The following is a 24,873-nucleotide window of genomic DNA, read 5'->3' on the forward strand; positions in this document are numbered from 1 at the left end:
GTTATTTTTCCTTCACTGCGTAGATCGCGGGCAGATTGCGCCACGCTCCATGAATATCCATCCCGTAACCGAACACGAAACGGTCCGGCAACTCCAGGCCAACGAAATCCGCGTGTATGGGTTTGACCTTGCCGTTCTGTTTATCGGCAAACACGGCGCTGTAGAACTTGCTTGCGCCCAGCTCCATCACGCGCTGCCTGATCGCATGCAGGGTTTCGCCTTCGTCAAGGATATCGTCCACCACCAGCACGACCTTGTCGCGCACATTTTCGCGCGGGGCCACCTTCCAATGCAATTCCCCGCCCCGTTTCTCATTTCCGTAACGCGACACGTGCAGGTAATCGAAGTCCAGCGGAAAGTCCAGCAAGGGCAGCAATTGCCCGGTGAATACCACCGCCCCGCCCATTACCGATAGCACCAGCGGATGCTGATCCGACAACGCGGCATTGATCGCAAACGCCACTCGTTGCACGGCAGCTTGCACCTCGTCCGCCGAGCGTATCAGCTCGGCTTCTTGCAGAATGCTGCGGGCTTGCAGATTGTTCAGGATCAAAACACTGTCTGCAGGTAAGCAGCGAAATCATGGCGCAGCTCTGGATGCTTCAATCCGAATGAGACCTGCGCCTGCAAATATCCCAGTTTTGAGCCGCAGTCGTAGCGGATGCCGCTAAAGCGGTAGGCGAGCAATTGCTCTTCCTTGATCAGTTCGGCAATGCCATCGGTGAGCTGTATCTCCCCCCCTGCGCCGGGCTGGATATTCTCCAGATAGTGGAAGATGCGCGGCGTCAGAATGTAACGTCCCACTACGGCCAGGGTAGATGGCGCAACCTCCGGCTTGGGTTTCTCCACAATGCCGTGCACGCGCTCGACGCTCATTTCCAGATTGGTACTGCTGACGATACCGTATTGTTTTGTATGCGCACGCGGCACGTCCTGCACGCCGAGGATGGAACATTGATGCTTTGCAAATACATCCACCATCTGTTTGATGATGGAAGGGGTACCGTCTATCAGGTCGTCGGCGAGGATCACTGCAAAAGGCTCGTCCTGGATGACCGGTCTGGCGCACAGCACGGCATGCCCCAGCCCCAACGGCTCCGCCTGACGGATATAGATGCAGTTCACATGCTTGGGTACGACGGATTGCACCAGACGCAACAATTCCGCCTTGCCCTGCGCTTCGAGTGTCGCCTCCAGTTCGTAAGCTTTGTCAAAATGGTCCTCGATGGCGCGTTTGTTGCGACCGGTGATGAACACCATATCGGTGATACCTGCCGCAACTGCTTCTTCGACCGCATATTGGATCAGCGGCTTGTCCACCACCGGCAACATTTCCTTGGCGGTGGCCTTGGTGGCCGGCAGGAACCGGCTGCCCATACCGGCAACGGGGAACACGGCTTTCGTGATTTTTTGTTTCATGTCTTTTCGCACTCTTTCAATTGTTGAATTAATTCCGCTTCGTTCCAAATGGACACGTTCAATTCCTGCGCTCTAATCAGTTTGCTGCCTGCCTCTTCGCCGGCCACTACGCAGTCGGTCTTCTTCGATACAGAACCCGCCACTTTTGCACCCAGCGCTTCAAGACGTGATTTTGCCTCATCTCGGCTCATGGTGACCAGCGTTCCGGTGAGCACGAAGGTCTTGCCGGACAAAGGCAAGGTCTCGTTACTTGCACCTTCATGTTCTTCCCAATGCACACCCAATGTACGCAATTGCTGCACCACTTCGCGGTTATGCACCTCCCCGAAGAAGGCAACGATGCTTTGCGCCACCACCGGCCCCACGTCATGCACGGTGAGAAGTTGCTCCGCACTGGCTTGCATGATGGCATCCAGCTTGCCGAAGTGCCGGGCCAAATCCTTGGCTGTCGTCTCGCCCACATGCCGTATGCCCAGCGCGAACAGGAAGCGATGGAGGGTGGTGGATTTGCTTTTTTCCAGCGCATCGACGATATTCTGCGCGCTTTTTTCCGCCATGCGGTCCAGCGCAGCCAGCGACCGCGAATTCAGCACTTTCTTGTCATACAAGTCCGACAGCGAGTGGATGATATTCTCGTCCACCAGTTGGTCCACCAGCTTGTCGCCCAGCCCCTCGATGTCCATCGCGCGCCGCCCCGCAAAATGCAGGATGGCCTGCTTGCGCTGGGCAGCGCAGAACAGGCCGCCCGTGCAGCGCGCATCCGCCTCACCTTCTTCGCGCACCACGTGGCTGCCGCATACAGGGCAAGTGGCCGGCATGACGAAGGGTCTTGCATCCGCAGGCCTGCGCTCAAGCAGCACGCCCACCACTTCCGGGATCACGTCGCCGGCACGGCGCACGATCACGGTATCGCCGATGTGTACGTCCTTGCGGCGGATCTCGCCTTCGTTGTGCAGTGTGGCATTGCTCACTGTGGTACCGCCAACGAACACCGGCTCCAGCTTGGCGACCGGGGTGAGCTTGCCGGTACGTCCGACTTGCACCTCGATGTCGCGCACAATAGTGAGCTGCTCTTCCGCCGGAAATTTGTGCGCCACTGCCCAGCGCGGCTCGCGCGAAACGAAGCCCAGTTTCTTTTGCAGAGCAAGACTGTTGACCTTATATACCACGCCATCTATATCGAACGGCAGCTCATCGCGCCTAAAAGCGACACTACGATGAAAGGCCGCCAGCATCTCCGCGCCATGTACCACTTGGCGGTCTTCACATACGGGCAAACCAAATTGCACCAGGGCATCGAGTATGCCGCTATGCGTGGGAGGCAGATTCCAGCCTTGAACTTCACCCAATCCGTAAGCGTAGAACGACAACGGACGCTTCGCCGCCAGCGCAGGATCGAGCTGACGGATGCTGCCTGCCGCACCGTTACGCGGATTAACCAGGGTCGCCAAACCCTGTGAACGCTGCTTTTCGTTGTAGCGCTCGAAATCTCTGCGCGACATATATACCTCGCCGCGTACCTCCAGCACCTCGGCTATGCAATTCTTGAGGTGCAAGGGGATGCAATGGATAGTACGCACATTCTGCGTCACATCTTCCCCCGTTTCTCCGTCGCCGCGCGTGGCGGCTTGTACCAGTACACCGCGTTCGTAGCGAAGGTTGATGGCAAGGCCGTCGAACTTGAGTTCGCATGCGTATTCGATTTCGCCCGACGTCCCCAATGCGTTGCGTACACGGGTGTCAAAGTTGGTCGCACCGCTGGACTCTGTATCCGTCTCCGTTCGAATAGAGAGCATCGGCACGGCATGGCGCACGGCTGCGAAGCCGTCCAGCACTTTGCCTCCAACTCTCTGCGTGGGGGAATCCGGAGTCAGCAGTTCGGGGTGCCGTGCTTCAAGTTCTTGCAGCTCCCGGAATAACTTGTCGTATTCCGCATCGGGGATGGTCGGTGCATCCAGCACATAGTAGGCATGATTGTGCTGTTCGAGCTCTGTTCGAAGCTGCGCAATACGTTGTGCTGCCGTCATCAGGAGAACAATCTCAAGGCTTGTGCGCTGCCAGGAGTGATGTGTCCGACCAGCATGAGGTCTTCGGTGGCAGCGATCTGCGCGCGTATTTGTGCAATCGCCCCGTCACTCAACGCCACCCGCTGGTCGTCGGCCAGCGTCAGGCGCAATGCCTTGGCCAGTGCCTGTGCCAGTGCCACCATCTCGTCGAAACAATGGACCGGTTCGACTACACGCGGAATGTCCAGCAACAGGGTCAGACTATCCGCTCGCGACTGATTAAGGGTATGCGGGTGAAATGCCGTACCATCGGATGCGCTCAGGCTGAACAGGGGAGTGCCGTATTTATCCAGCAGATGAAAGGTGCCATCGGTCTGCAAGCTCATTCCCTGTTGTGCGGCCGCACTCGCCACTTCGGTACCGAACAGCTTCCGGTCCCCGCCGGCCAACAGGTTGATGCCAATCATCTGATCCACATCGGCACAAAAGCGATCCAGTTCCTGCGCGCGTTGCAACGCTTCTTCTACGGGGGGCAACTTCACTTCGATATGCAATTTTGCAGCGATATCGCCGAGCAAGTCGCGGAACGCCGTCAGCCGGTTTTCGTTCACGGCACCGGATCTGTCCACCAGTTGCAGACCAATCCGGAATGCGCGATAGGTCTGTCCGCTTTCCTGGATCAGTCGCTCCCACAGACCGCTGCTGGTGTTCAGCCCGCACGCATGAATACTCTTGCCGAAATCGAACCGGCGCGACCACAGGGCCTCCAGTACTGCGGGCGTATGCGTGGTTTTAAGCAAGAAGGTGACGACATAATCGGTTGCATCATTAAGCAGGCCGCAGACCTCATCCTCCGATCTGCTGTCAGGACTGCCTTCAAACCCGGATTGCGGCTCGCTATCTGCGTCGAGCGGCTTTTGAACAGTGGAAACATCGGGGGTTGCCTGCGAAGAGGATTCAGCATGCATAGGCTTGACTGGCTCGCCCTGGCTGCGGCGATATCGCCATTGTTGCCATTGGCCATAGAGAAAAACGCCGGCAACCACCACAAGACCAATGATCAACAGACTCAACTGAAATTCACTCATGTTCGAATACCGGGGAGTACACCAAGTGGGAAATACCCGTGAATTATCTCAAATCCTTGCTTAGAATGGCAGGTCTTAAAGTATTGCGGCCACTTGTCGCTAAACGTAAGATCGGCCATGCCGTCGTTCCGGCAGTTGACGATGGCTGCCGGGAAGGTTCTACTTACGTCGGCTCGATTCCAAAGAACCGCCATTTGGACCAGCCGCACTCCATCCATAACCCCGCATGAAAGACGGGGCAGAGTATCTCACGATGCGTTTACAAAGGAACGACCATCATGCCATTCGAAATTATCAGCCAGAACGACAAGAACCTGTCTCATCCGACCATCGCGATCATCGACGATGAGTTCACCAGCCGCATTATCCTCGACAAGATCGTGCGCGGTTTGCAGAAGGATATTTTCGTTCAGGCATTCGCCTCTCCCCTGGGAGCGATCGATTGGCTAAGGCTGAATCAGCCTGACCTGATCCTGGTCGATTATCTGATGGATGAAATGTCCGGACTGGAGGTCATCAAAACGATACGGCGCATTCCCCATCTTGAACATGTTCCCATCATCATGATCACCGTATCGAACGACAACGAAATACGCCACAGGGCACTGGATCTGGGCGTTGCCGAATTTCTCTCCAAGCCATTCAATCACTACGAATGCCAGATCCGCTGCCGCAATCTGCTCACTTTGCACCGGCACCATAAAGAAGTGTTGCTCCGTTCCGAAAAGCTTGAAGAAGCCGTTGCCGAGGCTACGCGGCGGATACGGGAACGCGAACAGGAAACACTGATCCGTTTGGCGAAGGCTGGAGAATATCGGGATTCGGATACCGGCAACCACGTATTGCGTATGGCAAAGTTTTCGCGCCTGATTGCCGAGGGGATGGGATTGGACGAAAACCGTTGCAGCCTGATCGAGATGGCCGCTCCCATGCACGACATCGGCAAGATCGGCATTCCGGACCGTATCCTGCTCAAACCGGGAAAGCTGAACCACGAAGAGTTCGCGACAATGAAGACGCATTCCTCTATCGGCTACCATATCCTCCAGAACAGTCACTCCAAGTACATCAGCCTGGGGGCACAAATTGCGCTTTCCCACCATGAAAAATACGATGGCAGCGGCTACCCGAATGGCCTGAAGGGAAAATCAATCCCGCTCGACGCACGCATTGTCGCCGTAGCCGATGTCTATGATGCCCTGACCTCAGAACGCCCTTACAAAAAAGCCTGGTCAAACCAGGATGCGCTGGCATACCTTGACGCCAACAAGGGCGCGCACTTTGACCCGGGCTGCGTGGAGGCATTCATGCTGCAATTCAGCAAGGTCAGCCTCATCCAGCAACAGTTGCAGGATGCTTCGCCTTCACAGAAAGTGCAGGTGTGGCAATGAACGAAAGGCTAGCTTATTTCGTCCAGCAGGTCCGCCAGCGCGAAGGGGAGCATGAACAAACTCTGTTAAGAGTTTTTTTCGCCCTTCCGATATTTATTTATTTATTTGTCGAATTCTATTTCGTCAGCCCCACCTCGGTCGGGGTTCCGGTTTTCGTCTTTTCTGCCGTCTGGTTCCTTTGCTCTATCCTGTTGGCCTTTTACGTCCTGTATCGGCGCAACACTTCCAGAAGGCGACAATGGGTGGCGATGTTTGCCGATATTGTCGCGGTGAGTGTCGGCATGCTGATGACACAGGAAGCCGGGGTGTTGTTTTACGGAATCTATTTATGGGTCATCACAGGAAACGGTATTCGGTACGGCAAGGAATCACTTGTCAGTTCATATGTGACCAGTCTTATCGGCTTCTCCGCGGTTATCTATCTGAACGACTATTGGCATGATCATTTGCGCATTGCAGTCGGACTATGGCTCACTCTGCTCTGCGTTCCGCTATATATCCTGAAGCTACGAGGACAATTGAATGATGCCCTGGAAAAATCCCAGGCTACCAGCAAGGCAAAAAGCGACTTCCTCTCCAACATGAGCCATGAAATGCGCACCCCGCTTAACGGGGTGATCGGCGCCAGCGACCTGTTGATCAGCACACATCTGGATGACGAACAGAAGGATCTTGTCTCGACCTTGAAAAAATCAGCCCAGCTTCTGCTCAAGCTGATCGACAACATCCTCGACCTCTCCAAAATCGAAAGCGGAAAGCTGGTTTCCGAGAATGCTGATTTCGACCTGCATAAACTGGTCAACGGCACGCTTGAAATGTTCCTGCCGCAGGTCGAAAAGAAAAAAGTCGGGCTATCCGTTCGCTACACGCCGGAGACATGCTTCATGCTGCAAGGCGATCCCTTGCATCTGCAGCAGATCCTGATCAACCTGCTAGGGAACGCGATCAAGTTCACCGACAAAGGAAGTGTTGAACTCAGAATCGCCACAGTGCAGCAGGATGATTACCTGACCCGGCTCCGCTTCGAGGTGATCGACACCGGTATCGGTATCTCTCCGCAAGCACAATCGAGGATATTCGAAAGCTTTACCCAAGCTGATCAAAATATTACCAGAACGTACGGCGGTACCGGATTGGGCACAACGATCTCCAAACAACTGGTGGAGTTAATGGGCGGCAGTATGGGCGTACAGAGCGAGCCTGGTATCGGCAGCATTTTCTGGTTCGAGGCCCCCTTCTCCAAGCAGCCAGTTGCAGTTCTCGGCGAAGCAAAGCCGACATTGCAACAACTGTATGTATTGACCATAGGTTTGCCGCAAACCGACCAACTCACAGTGACCAACTTTACGAAAAGTTGGGGATTACGATGCGAACATGCTGCATCGCTCACGCATTTCTTCACCTATTTGATCGACAAGAATATCGCCCATCCAGTCAATCTGGCGATCTTGTGCCTTCCGCAGAACATTGGCATGACCGCGAAGGATTTTGCTGCAAATCTCCATGAATTACGGGGACAACAAAGGCTATCTGCAATACTGCTCAATCCTGATTTGCATAACCACAGAGAAGAAGAATATCTCGATGCGGGATATTCCTGCCTGTTGCGAATGCCGCTCGACAAAACATTGTTATTTAATGCGCTGCACGGAATCATGGCACCGCGGCCTTCGGAAGGCGTGATTTCATTCAAGGAACATTATGAACGCAGCACGGCCAGCAAGCGCGGGGTTCGCATCCTTGTTGCTGAGGACAACGGCACCAGTCGGCAGATCATCGAGAAGATACTCATGCACGGTAATCACCAAGTGGATTTGGTCGAAAACGGTGAACAGGCGCTGGACAAGCTTGAAGAAAGCAATTACGACTTGTTGATACTGGACATGAATATGCCGCAGATGGGCGGCCTGGATGTGGTCAAGGTTCATCGCGCCCTGTCCAGGCAGCCGATGGGTACGCCAGTGATCATCCTGACTGCAAATGCCACACTCGAAGCAAAGCTGGAATGCGAACGCGCCCACATTGATGCCTACCTTACCAAACCGGTTGACGCATTGACATTGCTTGATACTGTCGCGCGCCTGACGCTGACTCCGTCCAAACTCGATGTCCCGGAACTGGCTCACCACGCTGAACAAATTGCAACTGGGTTCATCAATGAAGATACGCTGCATCACCTGACGCTGCTGGGCGGCGAACAGGATGATTTTTTGCGAACGGTGATCTACGGATTTCTTTCCGAAACGGAAAAGTTGCTTGAGGCCATGCGCATCGCACTATCCAAACAGGAATACGCCACGTTCAAGGAGCTGGCACACATATTAAAGGGGAGCTCCGGTAACGTCGGAGCAGAAGTGTTGTTCAAGGTATGTTGCCAAATACTGGCACTCAGTGACACTGAGCTAAAAAACTCAGCCAAGGACTTGCTGCTTGAAGCACTGGATAGCCACCCTGCCACCCGCGCTTCGCTACTGCATTATCTGAACGGCGCCAATCAGGCTATCTTGTAAACATCAGGCTGCGCTGGGAAGCTGTGTCGGCATGGATTGAGGTTGCAGGAAGAGCTTCTCCTGGGAACGAACAAAGCGATCCATTACCTTCAAATCCTTTTCATTAAGCTTTAGTGCAGCATCAACCCAAACAGTCGTGATATCGATCAGTTCCTGATAGGTTAGCGGATTGAATCTGTGACGAGCTTTCTGGACAGCCAGAAAACCATTGGAGCGGCGCTCTTGCTTCTTGATGTAGTCGTTAACTGTCTCAACTCCTTTTCCGTCTTCAGCAAGGATGTCGATCAGCCCTACTTCATGCAATTCTTCTGCACTGTAAATCTTTCCGCCAAGGATCATTTTTTCGGCGAATTTCGGGCTCACTTTTCTTGCAATCAAACTATAGGCCCCCATTCCCGGGAACAAGTTGAACAATATTTCCGGGAAGCCCAACTGGCAATTGCGTTCGGCGATGACAACATCGCTAGCTAGTGCCGCCTCCAAGCCGCCACCCAGCGCATCACCCTGCAACAAGGTTATTGTTGCCAATGGCAGATCAAAATGGCGCATTCTGGGGAAGATGACATCGATACATGCGATCGCATAATGAAGCAACGATTCGCGGTCCTGATTTCTAATCAACTGTCTGAAAAGGGCAAGCTGACCGCCCAAGTTAAACACTCCCGGCGTGATGGAAGCCAACACCGAATAGCGGATTTCGTGCAACTCATCTCCGACCAGCAATTTGCCTTGGGCATTTTCAATAGATTTATGATGATCGCCGAGATCTTTCAAGAGCTCCGGCGTCACGCACGGAACGGCATCTTGGCTAACCTGAGTCCAAAGCACGCCAAGATCTGCATCGAAGCGAGTGCGGAGTTGAGAATATTCTGTCTTCAGTAAATCGTGGTGATTCTGAACGAGTTCCATTCTTTTTCTCCTTAACTCAAATCTGGATGGTACGCATCATAATCCCTCGAATCCAATTCGAGAAGTCCAAGCTATCACTCTCTTAACAAAGGAAAGCGTGCTAGGCCAAAGGCAGCTCTCCTTCGCGCATGCCAATGCTGCCCACGTCGTGCAAAGCTTTAACAAATTCAGCTTCTTCATGCAGTTGCATCAGTGTTTTTGGATGGGGACGTCCGTGCATCTGGGCCAGACGCGCACGACTTTGAGCCGACATAGCCCATTTCAGGCCTGCCAGCAATTCGTCGGCCGATTCCGGCTTGTTGCATACCAGCACCATGTCGCATCCGGCATTCAGCGCCGCTTCTGCACGTTGCACGATTCCGCCCGCCACTGTCGCTCCTTCCATGCTCAAATCATCGCTGAAAATGCAGCCCTCGAAGCCCAGTTCGCCGCGCAGGATGTCCTTCAGCCATATTTTGGAGAACCCTGCAGGCCTGGGGTCGATCTTGGGATAGATGACATGCGCGGGCATCACGGCAGTAAGGCCGTAGTTCACCATCTGCTGGAAAGGAATGAGGTCGCTCAACTCGATATCGGTATAGCTGCGTTCGTCCACCGGAATCTCCAGATGCGAATCTGCGCGGACAAAGCCGTGGCCGGGGAAATGTTTGCCCACGGTGGGCATCCCCCCCTGCTTCAAGCCCATCAGCAAACTATGGGCCAGCTCGGCAATGGCTTGCAGATCGGAATGAAAAGCCCGGTCGCCGATGACAGTGCTCTCACCGTAATCGACATCCAGCACGGGTGTAAAACTGAAATCCACTCCGCACGCACGCAGTTCCGAAGCCAGCACGAAGCCGGTTTGCTGTGCCAGATGCCTGGCGTGTTTCGGATGCTCGTCCCACTCCCTGCCCAGTTCGCGCATCGGCGGTATTCTGGTAAATCCCTCGCGAAAACGCTGCACTCTGCCTCCTTCGTGATCCACCGCAATCAGCAACGGGGGAGTGCGTAACGCATGGATGCTGGAGGTCAACTCGGCAAGCTGGCCGGGGGTATCGTAATTGCGCGTGAACAGAATCACTCCGCCGACCAGCGGATGACGCAGGCGCGCCTCGTCCTTCGGGGTGAGTCTTTTTCCAACCACATCCAGCATCACCGGTCCGTTGCCCATCAATCCATTCCCTCCAGAATCACAAATGCCACTGCGGTATCACGCTCATCGCTGATACTCAGGTGATGACGCTTAATGCCAAGACGCTGCAAATATGCCGACAACTCAGCATCAAACAGAAAAATCGGTTTGCCCAGTTCATCATGACTTACGGTCATGCGATGCAAGCTCACCGGATGCCTCAATCCATATCCCGTGGCTTTGGCAAAGGCCTCTTTGGCAGCGAAACGCTTACTCAGGAAGCGTGCCGGATGGGCCTGAGAGGCATATTCATCAAACTCCTGCACACTCAATATCCGTTTGGCAAATGCCGCACCGTGACGTGCACTGGCCGCTTCGATGCGCGCCACGGTGACAATGTCAGTGCCAATGCCGAAGATCATGCTGACAGGAGCGCTTTCATTTTTTTAACCGCCGGTTCCAACCCGATGAACAACGCCTCGGAAATAATGGCGTGGCCGATGTTGAGCTCCACGATATGGGGAATCGACACAATTGAACCAACGTTGTGGTAGTTGAGGCCGTGTCCGGCATTGACTTGCAACCCCAGGGCATGGGCATGCAACACGGCATTGCGGATGCGTGCCAGTTCCTGTTCCCGTGCCGGAACGCTATCGGCATCGGCATATTTTCCGGTATGTATCTCGATGACCGGGGCTCCCGCTTTCTTTGCAGCATCAAGCTGTTTCTCGTCCGCATCAATAAACAGCGAAACGCGAATTCCTGCATTTGTGCAACGCTGCGTGGCGCGCTGTATCGCATCGAAATGCCTGACCACATCCAATCCGCCTTCAGTGGTCAGTTCTTCGCGCTTCTCCGGAACCAGACAGATGTCGTGCGGTTTAACGCGCAATGCATTGCCTATCATCTCGTCGGTGACGGCACATTCAAGATTCATGCGCGTCTGCAGCATACCGCGCAGGATATCCACATCCGCGTCCTGGATGTGACGACGGTCCTCGCGCAAATGGATAGTGATGGCATCCGCCCCCGCCTCTTCGCAGATCAGCGCCGCGCGTACGACGTTGGGGTAGCGCGCGCCGCGCACCTGGCGCAGTGTGGCAATGTGGTCGATATTGAGTCCGAGCTTGATCATAGTTTCTGCAAATCCCTCATCAGTTCGCGTGTGTGCAATGTCTTTCCGGCAAGGTGATGGTCGAGCAACATGCGCATCAATTGCTTGCTCTGACGCGCGCTGTTCACGTCACGGTAATCGTCGGCCGCCATGTCCAGCAATGTCTTCCCTGTCACCGGCATGCCTTGCGTGGCATCCGCCGTTTCCGCTACCGCTCCGCGCTCAAGTATATAGCGGTAAGTCCGGGTTGGCACGATGGGCCTGCTGCCACCCGCCTCGGTCTCCAACAGCAGGGCATAACCCAACTCTTGCAGCATGTGTTTTTCAAAACAACGCAACGTGAAAGCATGATCGCTTTCCTGTGCCAGTCGCTGCAACGTTTGCTGGTAGTAATCGAAGAGACTCTCGTGCGGATCGTCGCGCGCCATCAGGTTGAGCAGCAGTTCGTTCAGATAGAAACCGCACAACAGCGCTGTCCCTTGCAATTGGGGCTGTCCGCCCTGCCACTCGGCGCTGTGCAGCGTGCGCAACTCGTGCTTGCCGAACCAGCTCAATGACAGCGGCTGGAAACCCATCAACAAGCCGCGCAGCACCGACCTCGGTCTCCGCGCGCCGCGCGCTACCAGCGCCACCCGACCATGCTGCCGACTGAACACCTCGATCACCAGACTCGTCTCGCGGAACGGATAACTGTGCAGTACGAAAGAGGGTTCGTCCTGGATACGTTGTTTGGATGCTACGTTACTCATACCCCAACGATTTCAGCATTTGCGCACTATCCGCCCAACCGCTGCGTACTTTGACGAACACTTCGAGAAACACTTTGCCGTCGAACAGCTTTTCCATGTCGAGTCGGGCCTGGGTGGCGATCTCCTTGAGTTTCTCGCCCTTGCTGCCGATCAACATGGCCTTGTGCGCCTCCTTGTCCACCAGGATAGCGGCATGAATCCGGCGCAACTTGCCCTCCAGCTTGAATTGTTCGATCACGACACTGACCGAGTACGGCAGCTCTTCTCCCGTGAAACGGAACACCTTCTCGCGTAGCAATTCAGCAGCAAGAAATCGTTCGTTGCGGTCGGTTATCTCGTCTTCCGCATACAGGTGCTCACCTTCCGGAATAAACGGACGAATCGCATCCAGCAAGGTGTCGAGTTGTTTGCCCTGGCGGGCGCTGACAGGAACGATGGCAGCAAAGTGGCGCAGCACTGACAATTTTTCAATGAAGGGTAGCAATTCCGCCTTGTCTGCCATCAAGTCCGCTTTGTTGATGACCAGGATCACCGGGCGGTCTTGCGGCAACAGGTCGAGAACCTGCTGGTCGCGCTCATCGAAGTGACGCGCTTCAAGTACGAACAACACCACATTCACTTCGCGCAGGCTGCTGGTCACTACACGGTTCATTCCGCGATTCAGGGCGTTGGTATGCTGTGTCTGAAAACCCGGCGTATCCACAAAGACGAATTGCGTTTTGCCTTCGGTGAGGATGCCGGTGATGCGATGGCGTGTAGTCTGCGCTTTGCGCGAGGTGATGCTGATCTTTTGCCCGATCAGGTGGTTGAGCAGGGTCGACTTTCCCACATTGGGGCGGCCGACGATGGCAATGAAGCCGCTGTGAAAATCTTGAGATTCGGTCATGGGTTTTCTTTAATTTGTTGATAGGCGCGCTCGGCGGCGATTTGTTCGGCGATACGGCGGCTTGCGCCTTCGCCCTGCGTAGTCAGGCCAAGTTGCGCAATTTCGCAGGAAACGACGAAAGTCTGTGCATGCGCTTCGCCTTGAATCTCAATCACACTGTATTGAGGCAGTGCTAACTTTCTACCCTGCAGGTGCTCTTGCAACAAGGTTTTGGCATCCTTGCCCAAGGCCTGCAGGTCGGTTTGCTCGATAAACGGCACATACAAGCCCAACACTACTTTTTCCGCGGCACAAAAACCTGCATCCAGCAACACCGCACCAAATATGGCTTCCAGCCCGTCTGCCAGAATCGAAGGACGGCGGAATCCGGCACTTTTGCGTTCACCTTCCCCCAGCAGCAACTGCTCGCCCAGATTCAACTGTTGCGCCAATACTGCCAGCGTCTGCTGATTGACCAGATTGGAACGCAGGCGGGAAAGGTCACCTTCCGGCAAGTCGGGATAGGTATCGTACAGGTATTTGGCGATGGTACAGTTCAACACGCTATCGCCGAGAAACTCAAGCCGTTCGTTATGCGCGGCACTGTAACTGCGATGAGTCAGCGCACGCTGCAACAGTTGCGGCTGCAAAAACTGATAACCGAGTCGCTTGCACAATGCAGCGTGCTTCATCAGGTTGCTTATGAACTGCTCGGATTGAATTCAAGCAACAGGGTGATATTGCCTGCAACCGGAATCTTGACCGAATAATTGGCAGTCAGCCTCAATTGGCCGTCGCCCTTGCTGATCTCGATATCTTCCGCCGTAATATCGGTAATGTAGTTGATATTGGCGCGCTTGCTGTAAGAATCCTTGATTTCACTGATCGTTGCCCCCTGCATCGCAGGGTCGCGCGCAATTGTCTTGAATATCTGCGCAATCTGCGCACTATGCATATAGGCAGGAACCAGCTTCATGCCCAGTATCGTAACAAAGATCAGCCCGGCCGCAATCATGACCATTCCGACGAAGCCGATACCGCGCTGCCTGCATGCCGCTGCTTTCATCTTTATTCCTTTCCAGATGTATTGCCCTATTCAATTGATAAACCGATGCGTTTCAATTCGCCGAAATTCATCCAGATGAAGAACGCCTTGCCGACAATCATGTCATCCGGCACAAACCCCCAGTAGCGGCTGTCGCGACTGTTATCGCGATTATCGCCCATCATGAAATATTGACCGGTCGGAACAACGCAGCTCACCTCTACTTCACTGTAGCTGCATTGTTCGTGCTGCGGAAAGTTTGCCACGTTGCCCAAGTGTAGCAGCGGCATATCCGGATTCAACAGAATGGGATGCATGCGCCCATTCAGGTTTTCCTGATAACGCTCGGTATGCACAAAGCGCAATTCGCTCTCGACATAATTATAATCGCCATCGCGTTGCTGTTCCTGTGCAACACCATTAATCCACAGCTTTTTATCCCGATACACTACCTTATCCCCCGGCACACCAACCACGCGCTTAATATAATCCACTGACGGGTCCTCGGGATAGTGGAACACCATCACATCTCCGCGTTGCGGCTGGTTGATCTCAATGAATTTTTTGTTGACGATAGGCAATCTGAGGCCATAAGTAAAGCGGTTGACCAGTATGAAGTCGCCAACATGCAGGGTTGGAATCATCGAACCGGATGGGATCTTGAACGGTTCGAACAAGAAGGAACGCAGCAGGAATACGACCAGAATCACGGGGAAAAAACTCTTGGCGTATTCCACCCACCAGGGTTCGTTCACGCCCGCCGGGCGCTTGGCACGCAACATGAAGCGATCCAGCAACCAGATCACACCTGTCAGCAACATCAATAAAAACAAAATCAAGGCAAAGGGCATTCTTCTTCCAATTCCGGTTATTTATCGTCCACTCGCAAGATGGCGAGGAAAGCCTCCTGCGGGATCTCCACACTACCTACCTGTTTCATGCGTTTCTTGCCCGCCTTCTGCTTTTCCAGCAGTTTTTTCTTGCGCGAAATATCCCCGCCGTAACATTTGGCCAGCACATTCTTGCGCAGAGCCTTCACGTTCTCGCGTGAAATGATATTCGCGCCAATGGCGGCTTGGATCGCCACATCGAACATCTGGCGCGGAATCAGCTCCCGCATCTTGGCTGCCACCTCGCGTCCGCGATACATGCTGTTGGAACGGTGCACGATGATGGACAATGCATCCACTTTTTCGCTGTTGATAAGCATATCCACCTTCACCACATCGGCCGGACGGTATTCCTTGAATTCGTAGTCCATCGATGCGTAGCCGCGCGAAACCGATTTCAGCTTGTCGAAGAAGTCCAGCACGATCTCGGCCATCGGCATCTCGTATTGCAACAGCACTTGTTTACCGTGGTATGTCATGTCGATCTGCACACCGCGTTTTTGCGTGCACAGAGTAATGACCGAACCAACATATTCCTGCGGCATATAAAGATTGACGTGCACGATAGGCTCACGGATTTCTTCGATCTTGGATGCATCAGGCAGCTTGGACGGATTGTCCACCATCAGCATGGTACCGTCACGCTGCACCACCTCATAGACCACAGTCGGCGCGGTGGTAATCAAATCCATATCGAATTCGCGCTCCAGCCGCTCTTGCACGATCTCCATATGCAGCAATCCAAGAAAACCACAGCGGAAACCAAAACCCAGAGCCTGCGAAACTTCCGGCTCGTATTGCAGCGATGCGTCGTTTAGCTTTAGTTTCTCCAGCGAATCACGCAACGCTTCGTATTGATTGGATTCGACTGGAAACAATCCCGCAAAAACTTGCGGCTGAACCTCCTTGAAACCGGGAAGCGGACTGCTGGCCGGCTTTGCCACCAAGGTGACCGTATCGCCCACCTTGGCATCTTTCAATTCCTTGATACCGGCGATCACAAACCCCACCTGGCCGGCTGACAACGACTCCCGATTTTGCGATTTGGGAGTAAACACTCCGACATGCTCTGTCAGATGCTGCGCACCGGTCGCCATGAGCAGTATCCTGTCTTTTGGCTTGAGCGTGCCATTCACAATGCGTACCAGCATCACCACGCCGACATAATTGTCGAACCACGAATCGATGATAAGCGCTTGCAGGGGTGCGGTGACGTCGCCTTTGGGCGGTGGCACTTTTGCGATGAGTGCATCCAGCACATCTTCTACGCCCAGTCCGGTTTTGGCCGAGCAACGCACTGCATCCTGCGCACCGATACCGATAACGTCTTCAATCTCGGCAATGGCATTCTCCGGATCTGCGGAAGGCAGGTCGATCTTGTTCAGCACAGGCACGACTTCGACGCCCAAGTCCAGCGCGGTGTAACAGTTGGCCACGGTCTGTGCTTCCACTCCCTGTGAGGCATCCACCACCAGTAATGCGCCTTCGCAAGCCGAAAGCGAACGCGAGACTTCGTAGGAAAAGTCCACATGCCCGGGCGTATCGATCAGATTGAGGTTGTACACCTGGCCGTCGCGAGCCTTGTAGCTCAAGGCTGCCGTCTGTGCCTTGATGGTAATGCCGCGCTCGCGCTCGATATCCATTGAATCAAGTACCTGCTCTTCCATTTCGCGGTCGGACAAGCCGCCGCACAAATGAATGATGCGGTCTGCCAGTGTGGATTTACCGTGGTCAATGTGAGCAATGATGGAGAAGTTACGGATATGCTGCATGAGGCTCATATAAAAAATCCCGCCACCTCATCCCGACCTTCTCCCAGGGGGAGAAGGAGCAACCGCTTCCTCCCCGATAACAGGAGAGGATTGAGGACAGGGTGCGGCGTTTCGCAAAGCGCGGATTCTAGCCGATTTTGACGGGATACGCTGAGCAACAAGGACACTACTTACTTTTCATCCAGCTTGATTGGAACATACACCGTGCCTTCACTACGGCGCACCAGCAACGCGATATTACGTCCGCGAGGTACCTTTTTGAGCACGTCGTTGAATTGTTCGACGCTGTGTATCTCGATATTGCCAACAGCGAGGATCACATCTCCGCGCTGCAACTGGCTGCGCGCCGCTGCTCCTTTCATGTTTTCAACGATCAGGCCGCCTTCAACCTGTAGCTCAGCCTTTTGCTGGTCATTCAATTCGCTCACGACCACACCGAGCCTGGTTTCACTTTCAGACGATCCTTCCGCGCCACCATGACCGCCACCACGCTGGGCAACCGCGCTCTCGTCCTTGATTTCACCAACCACCAATGAAACGTCCAACGTACTGCCCTTACGCCACAGCTGCACACTGACCTTGCTCCCCGGCTTGGTTGCTGCAACGATACGCGGCAAGTCGGCCGACGAGTCCACCACCTTGCCGTCAAACTTGAGAATTACATCGCTGGCACGCACACCCGCCTTCTCCGCCGGACCACCTTTTTCCACACTGGAGATTAGCGCTCCTCCCGCTTTAGGCAACCCAAACGAATCGGCCAGCTCCCGCGTCACTTCCTGAATAGTCACCCCGATACGCCCGCGCGTGACCTTGCCTGTACTTCGCAACTGGCTAACCACATCCATCGCCACGTCAATTGGAATGGAGAAGGACAACCCCATATAACCGCCGGAACGACTGTATATCTGGGAATTGATTCCAATCACTTCGCCTTTCATATTGAACAACGGTCCGCCAGAGTTGCCGGGGTTGATCGCCACATCGGTCTGGATGAAAGGCACAAAATTTTCTTGGGGCAAAGAACGACCTTTGGCGCTGACGATACCTGCAGTCACGCTGTTGTCGAAACCAAAAGGCGAGCCGATTGCCAGCACCCATTCGCCTACTTTGATCTGGTCTGCGTTCCCCATCGTGACTTTGGGTAACCCGCTTGCCTCAATTTTGAGCAATGCCACATCGGTACGTTTGTCGGCACCAATCACCTTGGCTTTAAATTCGCGCTTATCGGTTAACCGCACCGTGATCTTGTCTGCATGATCCACGACATGCGCATTGGTCAGGATGTAACCATCCGAACTGATGATGAAACCGGACCCTAGCGATTGCGACTCCTGCTCATGCGGCTCCTGGGGTGCGAAACGGCGGAAGAATTCATAAAATGGGTCGTCTTCGGGCAAATTTGGCATCCCTTGGAGCATCTGTGGCGTGTGGATAAGTTGCGTGGTGCTGACATTCACGACCGCCGCCCCTTGCTTTTCCACCAAGTCGGTGAAATCAGGCAGATTGTTTGCAACGACCGATTGTGCGAACAACCCGAACAATGCGAAAAAAAACAATTTCCTCAGCATGATTTGCTCATCCTCCTGATGAATCAATAATTAAGAAACAGACCTCGATGCAACAATAGATGAAGCGACAGCCAGACCTACGGTGGGTGACAATCTGGCAAGAATAAAACCCAGCAACAGCCCGACAACCGCCCCGGCTGCCGCATAGGCATCACTTCCAGCACCTTCCCCTGCCATGCTGACTCCCGCGATGCCGCCAGCCAGAAGCAGAATTAACGGCAAGACATACATCTTAATTGCGCCGCGCAACAAAACGCCATCGGGAATGGATACCTGAATCTCGTCGCCGATCTTGGCGCTCACGTCGTTGCGAACTTTGAACTGACGGGGTTTGTTGCCGCAAAACACTTTTGTCAGAGTACCGCTCCCGCAACCGCCTTCACTGTCGCAATGGCCGCATCCACCCGTGCCTATAGGTTGCACCGAGGCATCCCCCCCATGTAACTGAATAACGATCGCGCGCATTTCAATCATGTCATTGTCCCGCGTAACGGACGGAATCGCCCACTTGAATAACAGTCCTTGCCGGGACCTCTCCAACCACCGTAATCAGGTGGTCACCAATAATACGGGTATAGACATGCGCCATCCCCTGTCCTGAAAGCCCTGAATGGCTAAATGCCGCATCCTGTATTTTTTCTATGAATACCGAGATGCCTGCCAACCCATCGGAGAAGACCATATGAATGGCAGGTTCCTTGTTTCCCCTGAACGGGCGACGCATTTCCAGTATCTTCTTGAATCCGGGAGGCAGCGCATCAATCTGCCAGCCGCACGAACCCTCAAATAGCTCGATTTTTGGCAAAGGAGAAAGATGAAGCTCCTGTGCAATCGCTGTCGCGGAAGATTTATCCGGAGCGATCCATTTTCGATCAACTTTCCCTCCCATATCCAGCTGCACAAATGCATATTGCTCAATCACATACCCGCGATCATCCAGCACGACGGCTTTTAGCAACAATCCGGAATCGCTGTGCGCCCACATTTTTCGCGCATAACGCAAATTGTCCCGTGGCAAAAATACGACAGCATGCGCGTGATAACCGGCGACCTCATCCTCTTCGGCCTGACTGACCGAATAATTTTCCTTCAGCAAGGATAATTGTTCTGGCAGCAACGCCGGAAACGCGCGTTTGATTTGTCGGTTTTCAACCCTGACTTTGTGACCGTCGGTGTACAGCCAAACCTGGTCGTTGTCACGAATGAGCTCTCTCTTGCTATCGCCAATGCCTTCGAGACGTTCATGTTCACCGCTTGCATCCGAAACATGCGTAATGCGCGACATTTCGACACGTCCGCCGGATTGATAAACAAACACGCCACTATAATCAGTCTGGTGCGCCGCCAGCGCCATGGTTTTCAGCCAATCTGCCTCAGTCGCTTGTACGGGATCGGCGAAAGACGGTGTAATCCCCAGCTGCAACAGCACGAAGAAAAACAGATATATGGATCGCTGCATCATTCTATGCACTATCGACCTGCCACCGCGTGTATGTAAGAAGCAGCGCCATGTATATCCGCACTGGGAGAAAACTCTTGATGTGCCATCAAGTAATCGTCAGCTTGAGACGAAGCGGGTCTTATGGCGGAAATAGTATCCGGTTGCATGGAAGCAACCTTGGGTGCCGGTTCATTTCCAACCTGAAGCGACAACCAAGCAACCAAAGCCAGTGCCATCACGGAAGCAACGGCAGAAAGTGCGAAATTTCGGACACGCTGGGTAGTACGCTTATAGGGAGCAATCACGGTAGGTTCGGCTTGCAATCGCTCATGAAAGGATTTTTGGAAACCTTTGCAGATGTGGTCCGGTTGTCGCAGTGCATCGCCAATCAGATGATAGTTCTCCCAATCATGCCGAATCTCCGGATGTCGTTTGAGCTTGTCCAGAAAGGCATCCGCCTGATCCTCGAACATCTCACCGTCCATCAATGCCGAAATTTCCTGTTTCATATTTACCACCTTGTATTTTCACTCGTACCCAACAAAGGACGCAGATTGGTTGCAATCGCCTCGCGTGCCCTGAAAATTCTCGACCTGACGGTTCCAATCGGACAATCCATTACCGCCGCGATCTCCTCATAACTCAACCCCTCAATCTCGCGCAATGTCAAAGCAGTACGCAAGTCATCAGGCAGTTCCTGCAACGAAGAGTTCACCACTTCCACTACTTGCTTGCTCATCAACTCATTTTCGGGCGTCGCCACTTCATGCAACAGCGCAGCATCCTCGAAATCTTCAGCTTCATCCGCGTCGAACGGGGTGCTTGTCGGCGCTCTCCGACCTTGAGCTACCAGATGATTCTTGGCGGTATTGATACCGATCCGGTATAACCAAGTGTAAAACGCGCTATCCCCGCGAAATGAAGGCAAAGCGCGATACGCCTTGATGAATGCATCCTGGGTCACATCCTCTGCCTCAGCTGCATTGCGCACAAAACGCGAGATCAGGCGCCCCAGACGACGCTGATATTTCGCCACCAGCAACTCGAACGCATGCTTGTCGCCGCGTTGCGCACGTTCCACCAGTTGCTGATCGACCTCCCTGTCACCCATTCCGTTTCCCGGTTTTATTGATCTGAACCGCCTACAAGCGGTTCGTCAGTATAACCGGATGGATACACAAACGTCAGCTTTGCCAGTCACGGAAATTGACAGTCATTGAAGAAATAAGTTCACTCTTTAATGATAGCCCACCCAAGTTTGATATAGTTCGCCAAATAGACAATCAAACTGGACAAAGCAACGTGTTGCGTTTCGATACTCTCATCATAGGTAGCGGACTGGCTGGCCTGTCCCTCGCGCTCAAACTGGCTGACCGGCAAAAAGTCGCCGTGATCACCAAAAAATCACTTCTGGACGGTGCCAGTGCCTGGGCTCAGGGTGGAATTGCCGCAGTACTTTCCCCCGAAGATTCGCTGGAAGAACATATCCATGACACCCTGATCGCCGGAGCTGGATTATGCGACCCCCAAACCACCCGCTTCGTGGTCGAGCATGGTGCTACGGCCATAGACTGGCTTATAGCCCAAGGGGTCCCCTTCACTCGCGACCCCGGCTCTGACAATGGCTACCACCTCACACGGGAGGGCGGACATAGCCATCGCCGCATCATCCATGCCGCCGATGCCACCGGTCAAGCCGTACAAGACACAATTGCAGCCAAGGCGCGCATCCATCCCAATATCACATTGCTGGAACGCTATATCGCCATCGACCTCATCACCGGCAGTAAATTGGGGCAAGACGAAAATCGCGCCTATGGCGCTTACGCCCTGAACAGTCTGAGCGGTGAAGTGATTACCATTGAGGCTCAGAACACGGTTCTCGCCACCGGCGGTGCCGGCAAGGTCTATCTGTACACCACCAATCCGGACACAGCTACCGGAGACGGGATCGCTATGGGCTGGCGCGCTGGCTGCCGTGTCTCCAACATGGAGTTCATCCAGTTCCACCCCACCTGCCTCTACCACCCTCACGCAAAATCCTTCCTCATCAGTGAAGCGGTGCGCGGTGAAGGCGGCACATTAAAATTGCCCGACGGCACACGATTCATGCCTTGGCACGACGAACGTGCCGAACTGGCGCCGCGTGATGTCGTGGCCCGCGCCATCGACTTCGAGATGAAGAAACGCGGACTGGATTGCGTCTATCTGGATATTTCACATCAGCCTCTGGAGTTCTTGCAAGAGCATTTCCCGACTATCTATACGCGCTGCCTCGCGCTCGGAATAGACATTTCCAAACAACCGATCCCCGTCGTTCCGGCGGTGCATTTCACTTGCGGCGGGCTGATGACCGACCTGCATGGACGCACCGATGTTAATGGGCTTTACGCGATAGGCGAGACCGCATGCACCGGATTGCACGGTGCCAATCGCCTGGCCAGCAATTCGCTGCTGGAATGTCTGGTGTTCGCCGAATCTGCTTCGCGAGACATCCTGGGCAAGTCACCCGTAAAAATCCCCAAACTGCCGCAATGGGATGAAAGCCAGGTGACGGATGCAGACGAAACCGTGGTGATTTCTCATAACTGGGACGAGCTGCGCCGCTTCATGTGGGACTACGTCGGCATCGTTCGCACCACAAAACGGTTACAGCGTGCGCAACACCGCATCAAACTGCTGCACGAGGAAATCAACGAGTATTACAGCAACTTCCATATCAGCGCCGATCTGTTGGAATTACGCAACCTCGTATTAACAGCCGACCTCATCGTGCAAAGTGCGCTGTCCCGCCACGAAAGTCGCGGATTGCACTTCAGCAAGGATTATCCGCAGATGCTGCCTGAAGCGCTGCCAACCGTGCTGACACCGCGAAGTTATGCCGCCGCTTGATTGTCCGCATCGCCCCATCTCAACAAAACGCGCAAACGGCGAAAACTTTCCGCTCCCATCGTGTCCAGCATGATCACTACGCTGCGCCCCCCGTGCAGCTCATTCCTTGCAACATTCAGGATGACAACATAGGGAGTCACCAAGGAATCACCGGATAACCTGAACGTCAAATGACTGCCATTGCGCAATACCAAAACAATCTCTTCGCCATCTTCCAACCGTAACGCAACGCAGGAATTTCCCATGCGCAAGCCTGCATCAAACAACAGGCAATAGCCGCCCCACCACAACACGATCATTGACAGGACGAGCAACACAAGTCCAGGAAAGGGCAGCAACCATATAGAAACAAGCGTTGACAGACACAGGATGAGAAAAAACAAAGCCAAAGTACGGGATGGGCGCAACTTGAAATGACGCTGCATTCCGGTCATTTCCTGAAGTCAGCTAAAACAGCAGTGCGGAGATCAGCCCGATGAGGATCAGGGCGACAATAGCCATCAACAAAATTCCTCCACTCCTGGAGGGGCGCGTCTCTGCAGCCGGATGTGCCGGGTTATTCAGGGTGCGCTTGCTGAACACCGGGGCCTGTGGCGCGGCCCGATTGATTTCCTCGATGCTGGGACGCGCCATTTTGAAGGTCTTGGACAATTCGTCCACATCTTCCTGACTGGCCGTCATTGCAGCCAAGCGCATCGTTGCTGCAGCGGAATCAAATGAAGGCGACAATCTCATCGTCACGCCAGGATCGGATTCATCGCCAGAGTCCACTCCCGGGACATCATCTGTCGCAGATGCAGCGCTGACAGGCTTGGGTACATCTGCAGAAAACACGCTGCTCGGTATGGTACCTCTGCAGGCACGGAGATCATTCGCCAAATCTCTGGCGTTCTGGTAGCGGTTTTCCACGTCTTTAGCCAGTGCCTTGGCCACGATGAAATTGAGCATCTCAGGCACTGCAGGATTCAAGGATTTCGGCGGCTGGGGGATTGCATTCAAGGTCTGATACATGATCGCATTCACGTTCTCGCCCGTGAATGCAGGTTGTCCGGTCAACATCTCGTACAACATCACACCCAGCGAGAAAATATCGGAGCGCTGATCGGTCAATTTGCCCATGACCTGCTCTGGAGACATGTATTTCGGCGAACCGAGAACCATGCCTGTCTGGGTACGCACCCCGGCAGATGCCATGCGCGCAATGCCGAAGTCGGTGATTTTGACCTGGCAGTCCCGGCCCACCATGATATTTGAAGGCTTGATGTCGCGGTGAATGATGCCGTGTTCGTGCGCATAGGCCAGCCCCATTGCCACTTGTGTCACGATATCGAGCACTTGGTCGACCGGCAACAACTTGTCGTCATTGAGGATGTCGCGCAACTCCCGGCCTTGCAGGAATTCCATCGCGATATAGGCGATATCTCCGCTACGGCCCACGTCGTATATGGTGACGATATTGGGATGACTAAGCCGGCCGGCCGCCTTGGCCTCCTGGTAGAACCGCGCTTCATATTCATCGCGCTCTTCCTGCGCAAGACTCAGGGTGATGGTCTTGATTGCAACAATGCGGTCGATCAGCGGGTCGGTTGCCTTGTATACGACACCCATTGCCCCCTGGCCGAGCTCACCGACAACCTCATAACGCCCCAAATGACTGATCATATTTCCCGCGAGGATAGTTTATTTTTTGAATTTTGCCTTGGCACTGCGAAACACTGGCCCCCAAACCGGATGACCCGCCTCAGCCGGGGTCAGCTCGAAATTCGGATTCAAAAGCAGCGCTTTCCGGAATGCCTCATAGCACATCTTCTCCCTCCCTGAAACGCAATCGATGAACGCGATATATTTATATGCGCTCACTTTATCATCCCTATCGGCCAGCTTTGTTTGCAGCACATTGTTCAATGCCTCCACCGAGGCAATATAGTTTCCATCTTCGTAGTTCTCGACACCCTTGCTCAACTTATGGCTGGCAGTCCTGTTGTACCACCAACACTCGTCGCAAGAATTCAGCTCCTGGCAGCCACTCAGGAGCCAAATAACAACCACTCCCAGCAACGCATTGCGGCAACCCGACATCCAAACACTCCAGTTCTTCACAAA

Annotated in this window: 26 protein-coding genes; 4 read left to right on the forward strand and 22 right to left on the reverse strand. The window is 54.0% G+C overall.

The features are described from left to right. Position 1 precedes the first annotated feature (1 nt). From QOY30_RS10285 to QOY30_RS10300, 4 genes are read right to left on the reverse strand one after another with little or no spacing between them, the layout of a single operon-like run. Complete coding sequence (locus QOY30_RS10285) at positions 2–550, reverse strand: hypoxanthine-guanine phosphoribosyltransferase (RefSeq protein WP_283746055.1); 549 nt, start codon at positions 548–550, stop codon at positions 2–4. After that, positions 550–1,419, reverse strand: coding sequence for a UTP--glucose-1-phosphate uridylyltransferase GalU (gene galU / locus QOY30_RS10290; protein WP_283744526.1), 870 nt, complete (start codon positions 1,417–1,419; stop codon positions 550–552). Before galU ends, QOY30_RS10285 begins: the two co-directional genes overlap by 1 nt. Beyond that, positions 1,416–3,446, reverse strand: coding sequence for an NAD-dependent DNA ligase LigA (gene ligA, locus QOY30_RS10295; protein ID WP_283744527.1), 2,031 nt, complete (start codon positions 3,444–3,446; stop codon positions 1,416–1,418). Before ligA ends, galU begins: the two co-directional genes overlap by 4 nt. Beyond that, positions 3,446–4,513, reverse strand: coding sequence for a cell division protein ZipA C-terminal FtsZ-binding domain-containing protein (locus tag QOY30_RS10300; RefSeq protein ID WP_283744528.1), 1,068 nt, complete (start codon positions 4,511–4,513; stop codon positions 3,446–3,448). Before QOY30_RS10300 ends, ligA begins: the two co-directional genes overlap by 1 nt. 38 nt (positions 4,514–4,551) lie before the next feature. Here QOY30_RS10300 and QOY30_RS10305 point away from each other — a divergent pair, with 38 nt between their 5' ends. Genes QOY30_RS10305 through QOY30_RS10315 form a run of 3 tightly spaced genes read left to right on the forward strand, consistent with a single transcriptional unit; the run spans position 4,552 to position 8,414 of the window. After that, on the forward strand, positions 4,552–4,743 hold the full coding sequence (locus tag QOY30_RS10305; protein ID WP_283744529.1) for a hypothetical protein: 192 nt from the start codon (positions 4,552–4,554) through the stop codon (positions 4,741–4,743). A 48-nt stretch (positions 4,744–4,791) separates the two neighbouring features. Beyond that, positions 4,792–5,904: an HD domain-containing phosphohydrolase gene (locus QOY30_RS10310; protein ID WP_283744530.1), complete on the forward strand. Its 1,113-nt coding sequence runs from the start codon at positions 4,792–4,794 to the stop codon at positions 5,902–5,904. Continuing rightward, on the forward strand, positions 5,901–8,414 hold the full coding sequence (locus tag QOY30_RS10315; RefSeq protein WP_283744531.1) for an ATP-binding protein: 2,514 nt from the start codon (positions 5,901–5,903) through the stop codon (positions 8,412–8,414). Before QOY30_RS10310 ends, QOY30_RS10315 begins: the two co-directional genes overlap by 4 nt. A 3-nt stretch (positions 8,415–8,417) precedes the next feature. On the opposite strand, the gene QOY30_RS10320 is transcribed toward QOY30_RS10315, so the two are convergent. The 15 genes from QOY30_RS10320 to rpoE form a co-directional block, all read right to left on the reverse strand. Further along, positions 8,418–9,323 (reverse strand): crotonase/enoyl-CoA hydratase family protein, encoded by a 906-nt coding sequence (locus tag QOY30_RS10320; RefSeq protein WP_283744532.1) that lies wholly within the window; start codon positions 9,321–9,323, stop codon positions 8,418–8,420. Between the two features lie 100 nt (positions 9,324–9,423). Continuing rightward, positions 9,424–10,473 carry a beta-N-acetylhexosaminidase gene (gene nagZ, locus QOY30_RS10325; protein ID WP_283744533.1) on the reverse strand — a complete coding sequence of 350 codons (1,050 nt, stop codon included), beginning with the start codon at positions 10,471–10,473 and terminating at the stop codon, positions 9,424–9,426. Then, a complete protein-coding gene (gene acpS / locus QOY30_RS10330; protein ID WP_283744534.1) occupies positions 10,473–10,856 on the reverse strand; it encodes a holo-ACP synthase in 384 nt (127 codons plus the stop codon). The genes nagZ and acpS overlap by 1 nt, the downstream gene beginning before the upstream one ends. After that, complete coding sequence (gene pdxJ, locus QOY30_RS10335; protein WP_283744535.1) at positions 10,853–11,569, reverse strand: pyridoxine 5'-phosphate synthase; 717 nt, start codon at positions 11,567–11,569, stop codon at positions 10,853–10,855. Before pdxJ ends, acpS begins: the two co-directional genes overlap by 4 nt. Continuing rightward, entirely contained in the window at positions 11,566–12,297 is a 732-nt protein-coding gene (recO, locus tag QOY30_RS10340) for a DNA repair protein RecO (protein ID WP_283744536.1), read from the reverse strand. The genes pdxJ and recO overlap by 4 nt, the downstream gene beginning before the upstream one ends. After that, on the reverse strand, positions 12,290–13,183 hold the full coding sequence (gene era, locus QOY30_RS10345) for a GTPase Era (RefSeq protein ID WP_283744537.1): 894 nt from the start codon (positions 13,181–13,183) through the stop codon (positions 12,290–12,292). Before era ends, recO begins: the two co-directional genes overlap by 8 nt. Then, entirely contained in the window at positions 13,180–13,854 is a 675-nt protein-coding gene (gene rnc, locus QOY30_RS10350) for a ribonuclease III (protein WP_283744538.1), read from the reverse strand. Before rnc ends, era begins: the two co-directional genes overlap by 4 nt. A gap of 8 nt (positions 13,855–13,862) precedes the next feature. Then, a complete protein-coding gene (locus tag QOY30_RS10355; protein WP_283744539.1) occupies positions 13,863–14,228 on the reverse strand; it encodes a DUF4845 domain-containing protein in 366 nt (121 codons plus the stop codon). Between the two features lie 26 nt (positions 14,229–14,254). Next, positions 14,255–15,058, reverse strand: a complete 804-nt coding sequence (lepB, locus tag QOY30_RS10360) for a signal peptidase I (protein ID WP_283744540.1) — start codon at positions 15,056–15,058, stop codon at positions 14,255–14,257. Positions 15,059–15,075: 17 nt separating this feature from the next. Further along, positions 15,076–16,869 carry a translation elongation factor 4 gene (lepA, locus tag QOY30_RS10365; protein WP_283746056.1) on the reverse strand — a complete coding sequence of 598 codons (1,794 nt, stop codon included), beginning with the start codon at positions 16,867–16,869 and terminating at the stop codon, positions 15,076–15,078. 170 nt (positions 16,870–17,039) lie between these two features. Continuing rightward, positions 17,040–18,437: a DegQ family serine endoprotease gene (locus QOY30_RS10370; RefSeq protein ID WP_283744541.1), complete on the reverse strand. Its 1,398-nt coding sequence runs from the start codon at positions 18,435–18,437 to the stop codon at positions 17,040–17,042. A gap of 30 nt (positions 18,438–18,467) precedes the next feature. After that, positions 18,468–18,911 (reverse strand): SoxR reducing system RseC family protein, encoded by a 444-nt coding sequence (locus tag QOY30_RS10375; RefSeq protein WP_283744542.1) that lies wholly within the window; start codon positions 18,909–18,911, stop codon positions 18,468–18,470. Between the two features lies 1 nt (position 18,912). Continuing rightward, the gene (locus QOY30_RS10380; RefSeq protein WP_283744543.1) at positions 18,913–19,899 is read right to left on the reverse strand and encodes a MucB/RseB C-terminal domain-containing protein; all 987 of its coding nucleotides are present in this window, start codon (positions 19,897–19,899) and stop codon (positions 18,913–18,915) included. An 8-nt stretch (positions 19,900–19,907) separates the two neighbouring features. Continuing rightward, positions 19,908–20,387: a sigma-E factor negative regulatory protein gene (locus QOY30_RS10385; protein ID WP_283744544.1), complete on the reverse strand. Its 480-nt coding sequence runs from the start codon at positions 20,385–20,387 to the stop codon at positions 19,908–19,910. Between the two features lie 2 nt (positions 20,388–20,389). Continuing rightward, entirely contained in the window at positions 20,390–20,989 is a 600-nt protein-coding gene (rpoE, locus tag QOY30_RS10390; RefSeq protein ID WP_283744545.1) for an RNA polymerase sigma factor RpoE, read from the reverse strand. Positions 20,990–21,180: 191 nt separating this feature from the next. Between rpoE and nadB the strand changes: the two genes are divergently transcribed. Beyond that, complete coding sequence (nadB, locus tag QOY30_RS10395) at positions 21,181–22,770, forward strand: L-aspartate oxidase (protein WP_283744546.1); 1,590 nt, start codon at positions 21,181–21,183, stop codon at positions 22,768–22,770. Here nadB and QOY30_RS10400 read toward each other — a convergent pair. From QOY30_RS10400 to QOY30_RS10410, 3 genes are read right to left on the reverse strand one after another with little or no spacing between them, the layout of a single operon-like run. After that, the gene (locus tag QOY30_RS10400) at positions 22,755–23,195 is read right to left on the reverse strand and encodes a protein YgfX (RefSeq protein ID WP_283744547.1); all 441 of its coding nucleotides are present in this window, start codon (positions 23,193–23,195) and stop codon (positions 22,755–22,757) included. The genes nadB and QOY30_RS10400 overlap by 16 nt on opposite strands. A gap of 22 nt (positions 23,196–23,217) precedes the next feature. Next, entirely contained in the window at positions 23,218–24,432 is a 1,215-nt protein-coding gene (locus tag QOY30_RS10405) for a serine/threonine-protein kinase (RefSeq protein ID WP_283744548.1), read from the reverse strand. An 18-nt stretch (positions 24,433–24,450) separates the two neighbouring features. After that, positions 24,451–24,849, reverse strand: coding sequence for a TssQ family T6SS-associated lipoprotein (locus tag QOY30_RS10410; RefSeq protein WP_283744549.1), 399 nt, complete (start codon positions 24,847–24,849; stop codon positions 24,451–24,453). Between the last annotated feature and the right edge of the window lie 24 nt (positions 24,850–24,873).

Source organism: Sideroxydans sp. CL21, assembly GCF_902459525.1.
GTDB lineage: Bacteria > Pseudomonadota > Gammaproteobacteria > Burkholderiales > Gallionellaceae > Sideroxyarcus.

Bases quoted from the DNA above. Each gene is read 5' to 3' on its own strand.
- QOY30_RS10400 (WP_283744547.1), bottom strand. From the start codon at position 23,195: ATGCAGCGTCATTTCAAGTTGCGCCCATCCCGTACTTTGGCTTTGTTT.
- ligA (WP_283744527.1), bottom strand. From the start codon at position 3,446: ATGACGGCAGCACAACGTATTGCGCAGCTTCGAACAGAGCTCGAACAG.
- rpoE (WP_283744545.1), bottom strand. From the start codon at position 20,989: ATGGGTGACAGGGAGGTCGATCAGCAACTGGTGGAACGTGCGCAACGC.
- QOY30_RS10380 (WP_283744543.1), bottom strand. From the start codon at position 19,899: ATGATGCAGCGATCCATATATCTGTTTTTCTTCGTGCTGTTGCAGCTG.
- QOY30_RS10385 (WP_283744544.1), bottom strand. From the start codon at position 20,387: ATGAAACAGGAAATTTCGGCATTGATGGACGGTGAGATGTTCGAGGAT.
- QOY30_RS10310 (WP_283744530.1), top strand. From the start codon at position 4,792: ATGCCATTCGAAATTATCAGCCAGAACGACAAGAACCTGTCTCATCCG.
- QOY30_RS10315 (WP_283744531.1), top strand. From the start codon at position 5,901: ATGAACGAAAGGCTAGCTTATTTCGTCCAGCAGGTCCGCCAGCGCGAA.
- era (WP_283744537.1), bottom strand. From the start codon at position 13,183: ATGACCGAATCTCAAGATTTTCACAGCGGCTTCATTGCCATCGTCGGC.
- QOY30_RS10300 (WP_283744528.1), bottom strand. From the start codon at position 4,513: ATGAGTGAATTTCAGTTGAGTCTGTTGATCATTGGTCTTGTGGTGGTT.
- QOY30_RS10375 (WP_283744542.1), bottom strand. From the start codon at position 18,911: ATGATTGAAATGCGCGCGATCGTTATTCAGTTACATGGGGGGGATGCC.
- acpS (WP_283744534.1), bottom strand. From the start codon at position 10,856: ATGATCTTCGGCATTGGCACTGACATTGTCACCGTGGCGCGCATCGAA.
- rnc (WP_283744538.1), bottom strand. From the start codon at position 13,854: ATGAAGCACGCTGCATTGTGCAAGCGACTCGGTTATCAGTTTTTGCAG.
- pdxJ (WP_283744535.1), bottom strand. From the start codon at position 11,569: ATGATCAAGCTCGGACTCAATATCGACCACATTGCCACACTGCGCCAG.
- lepA (WP_283746056.1), bottom strand. From the start codon at position 16,869: ATGCAGCATATCCGTAACTTCTCCATCATTGCTCACATTGACCACGGT.
- recO (WP_283744536.1), bottom strand. From the start codon at position 12,297: ATGAGTAACGTAGCATCCAAACAACGTATCCAGGACGAACCCTCTTTC.
- QOY30_RS10410 (WP_283744549.1), bottom strand. From the start codon at position 24,849: ATGTCGGGTTGCCGCAATGCGTTGCTGGGAGTGGTTGTTATTTGGCTC.
- nagZ (WP_283744533.1), bottom strand. From the start codon at position 10,473: ATGGGCAACGGACCGGTGATGCTGGATGTGGTTGGAAAAAGACTCACC.
- QOY30_RS10405 (WP_283744548.1), bottom strand. From the start codon at position 24,432: ATGATCAGTCATTTGGGGCGTTATGAGGTTGTCGGTGAGCTCGGCCAG.
- QOY30_RS10320 (WP_283744532.1), bottom strand. From the start codon at position 9,323: ATGGAACTCGTTCAGAATCACCACGATTTACTGAAGACAGAATATTCT.
- QOY30_RS10370 (WP_283744541.1), bottom strand. From the start codon at position 18,437: ATGCTGAGGAAATTGTTTTTTTTCGCATTGTTCGGGTTGTTCGCACAA.
- galU (WP_283744526.1), bottom strand. From the start codon at position 1,419: ATGAAACAAAAAATCACGAAAGCCGTGTTCCCCGTTGCCGGTATGGGC.
- lepB (WP_283744540.1), bottom strand. From the start codon at position 15,058: ATGCCCTTTGCCTTGATTTTGTTTTTATTGATGTTGCTGACAGGTGTG.
- QOY30_RS10355 (WP_283744539.1), bottom strand. From the start codon at position 14,228: ATGAAAGCAGCGGCATGCAGGCAGCGCGGTATCGGCTTCGTCGGAATG.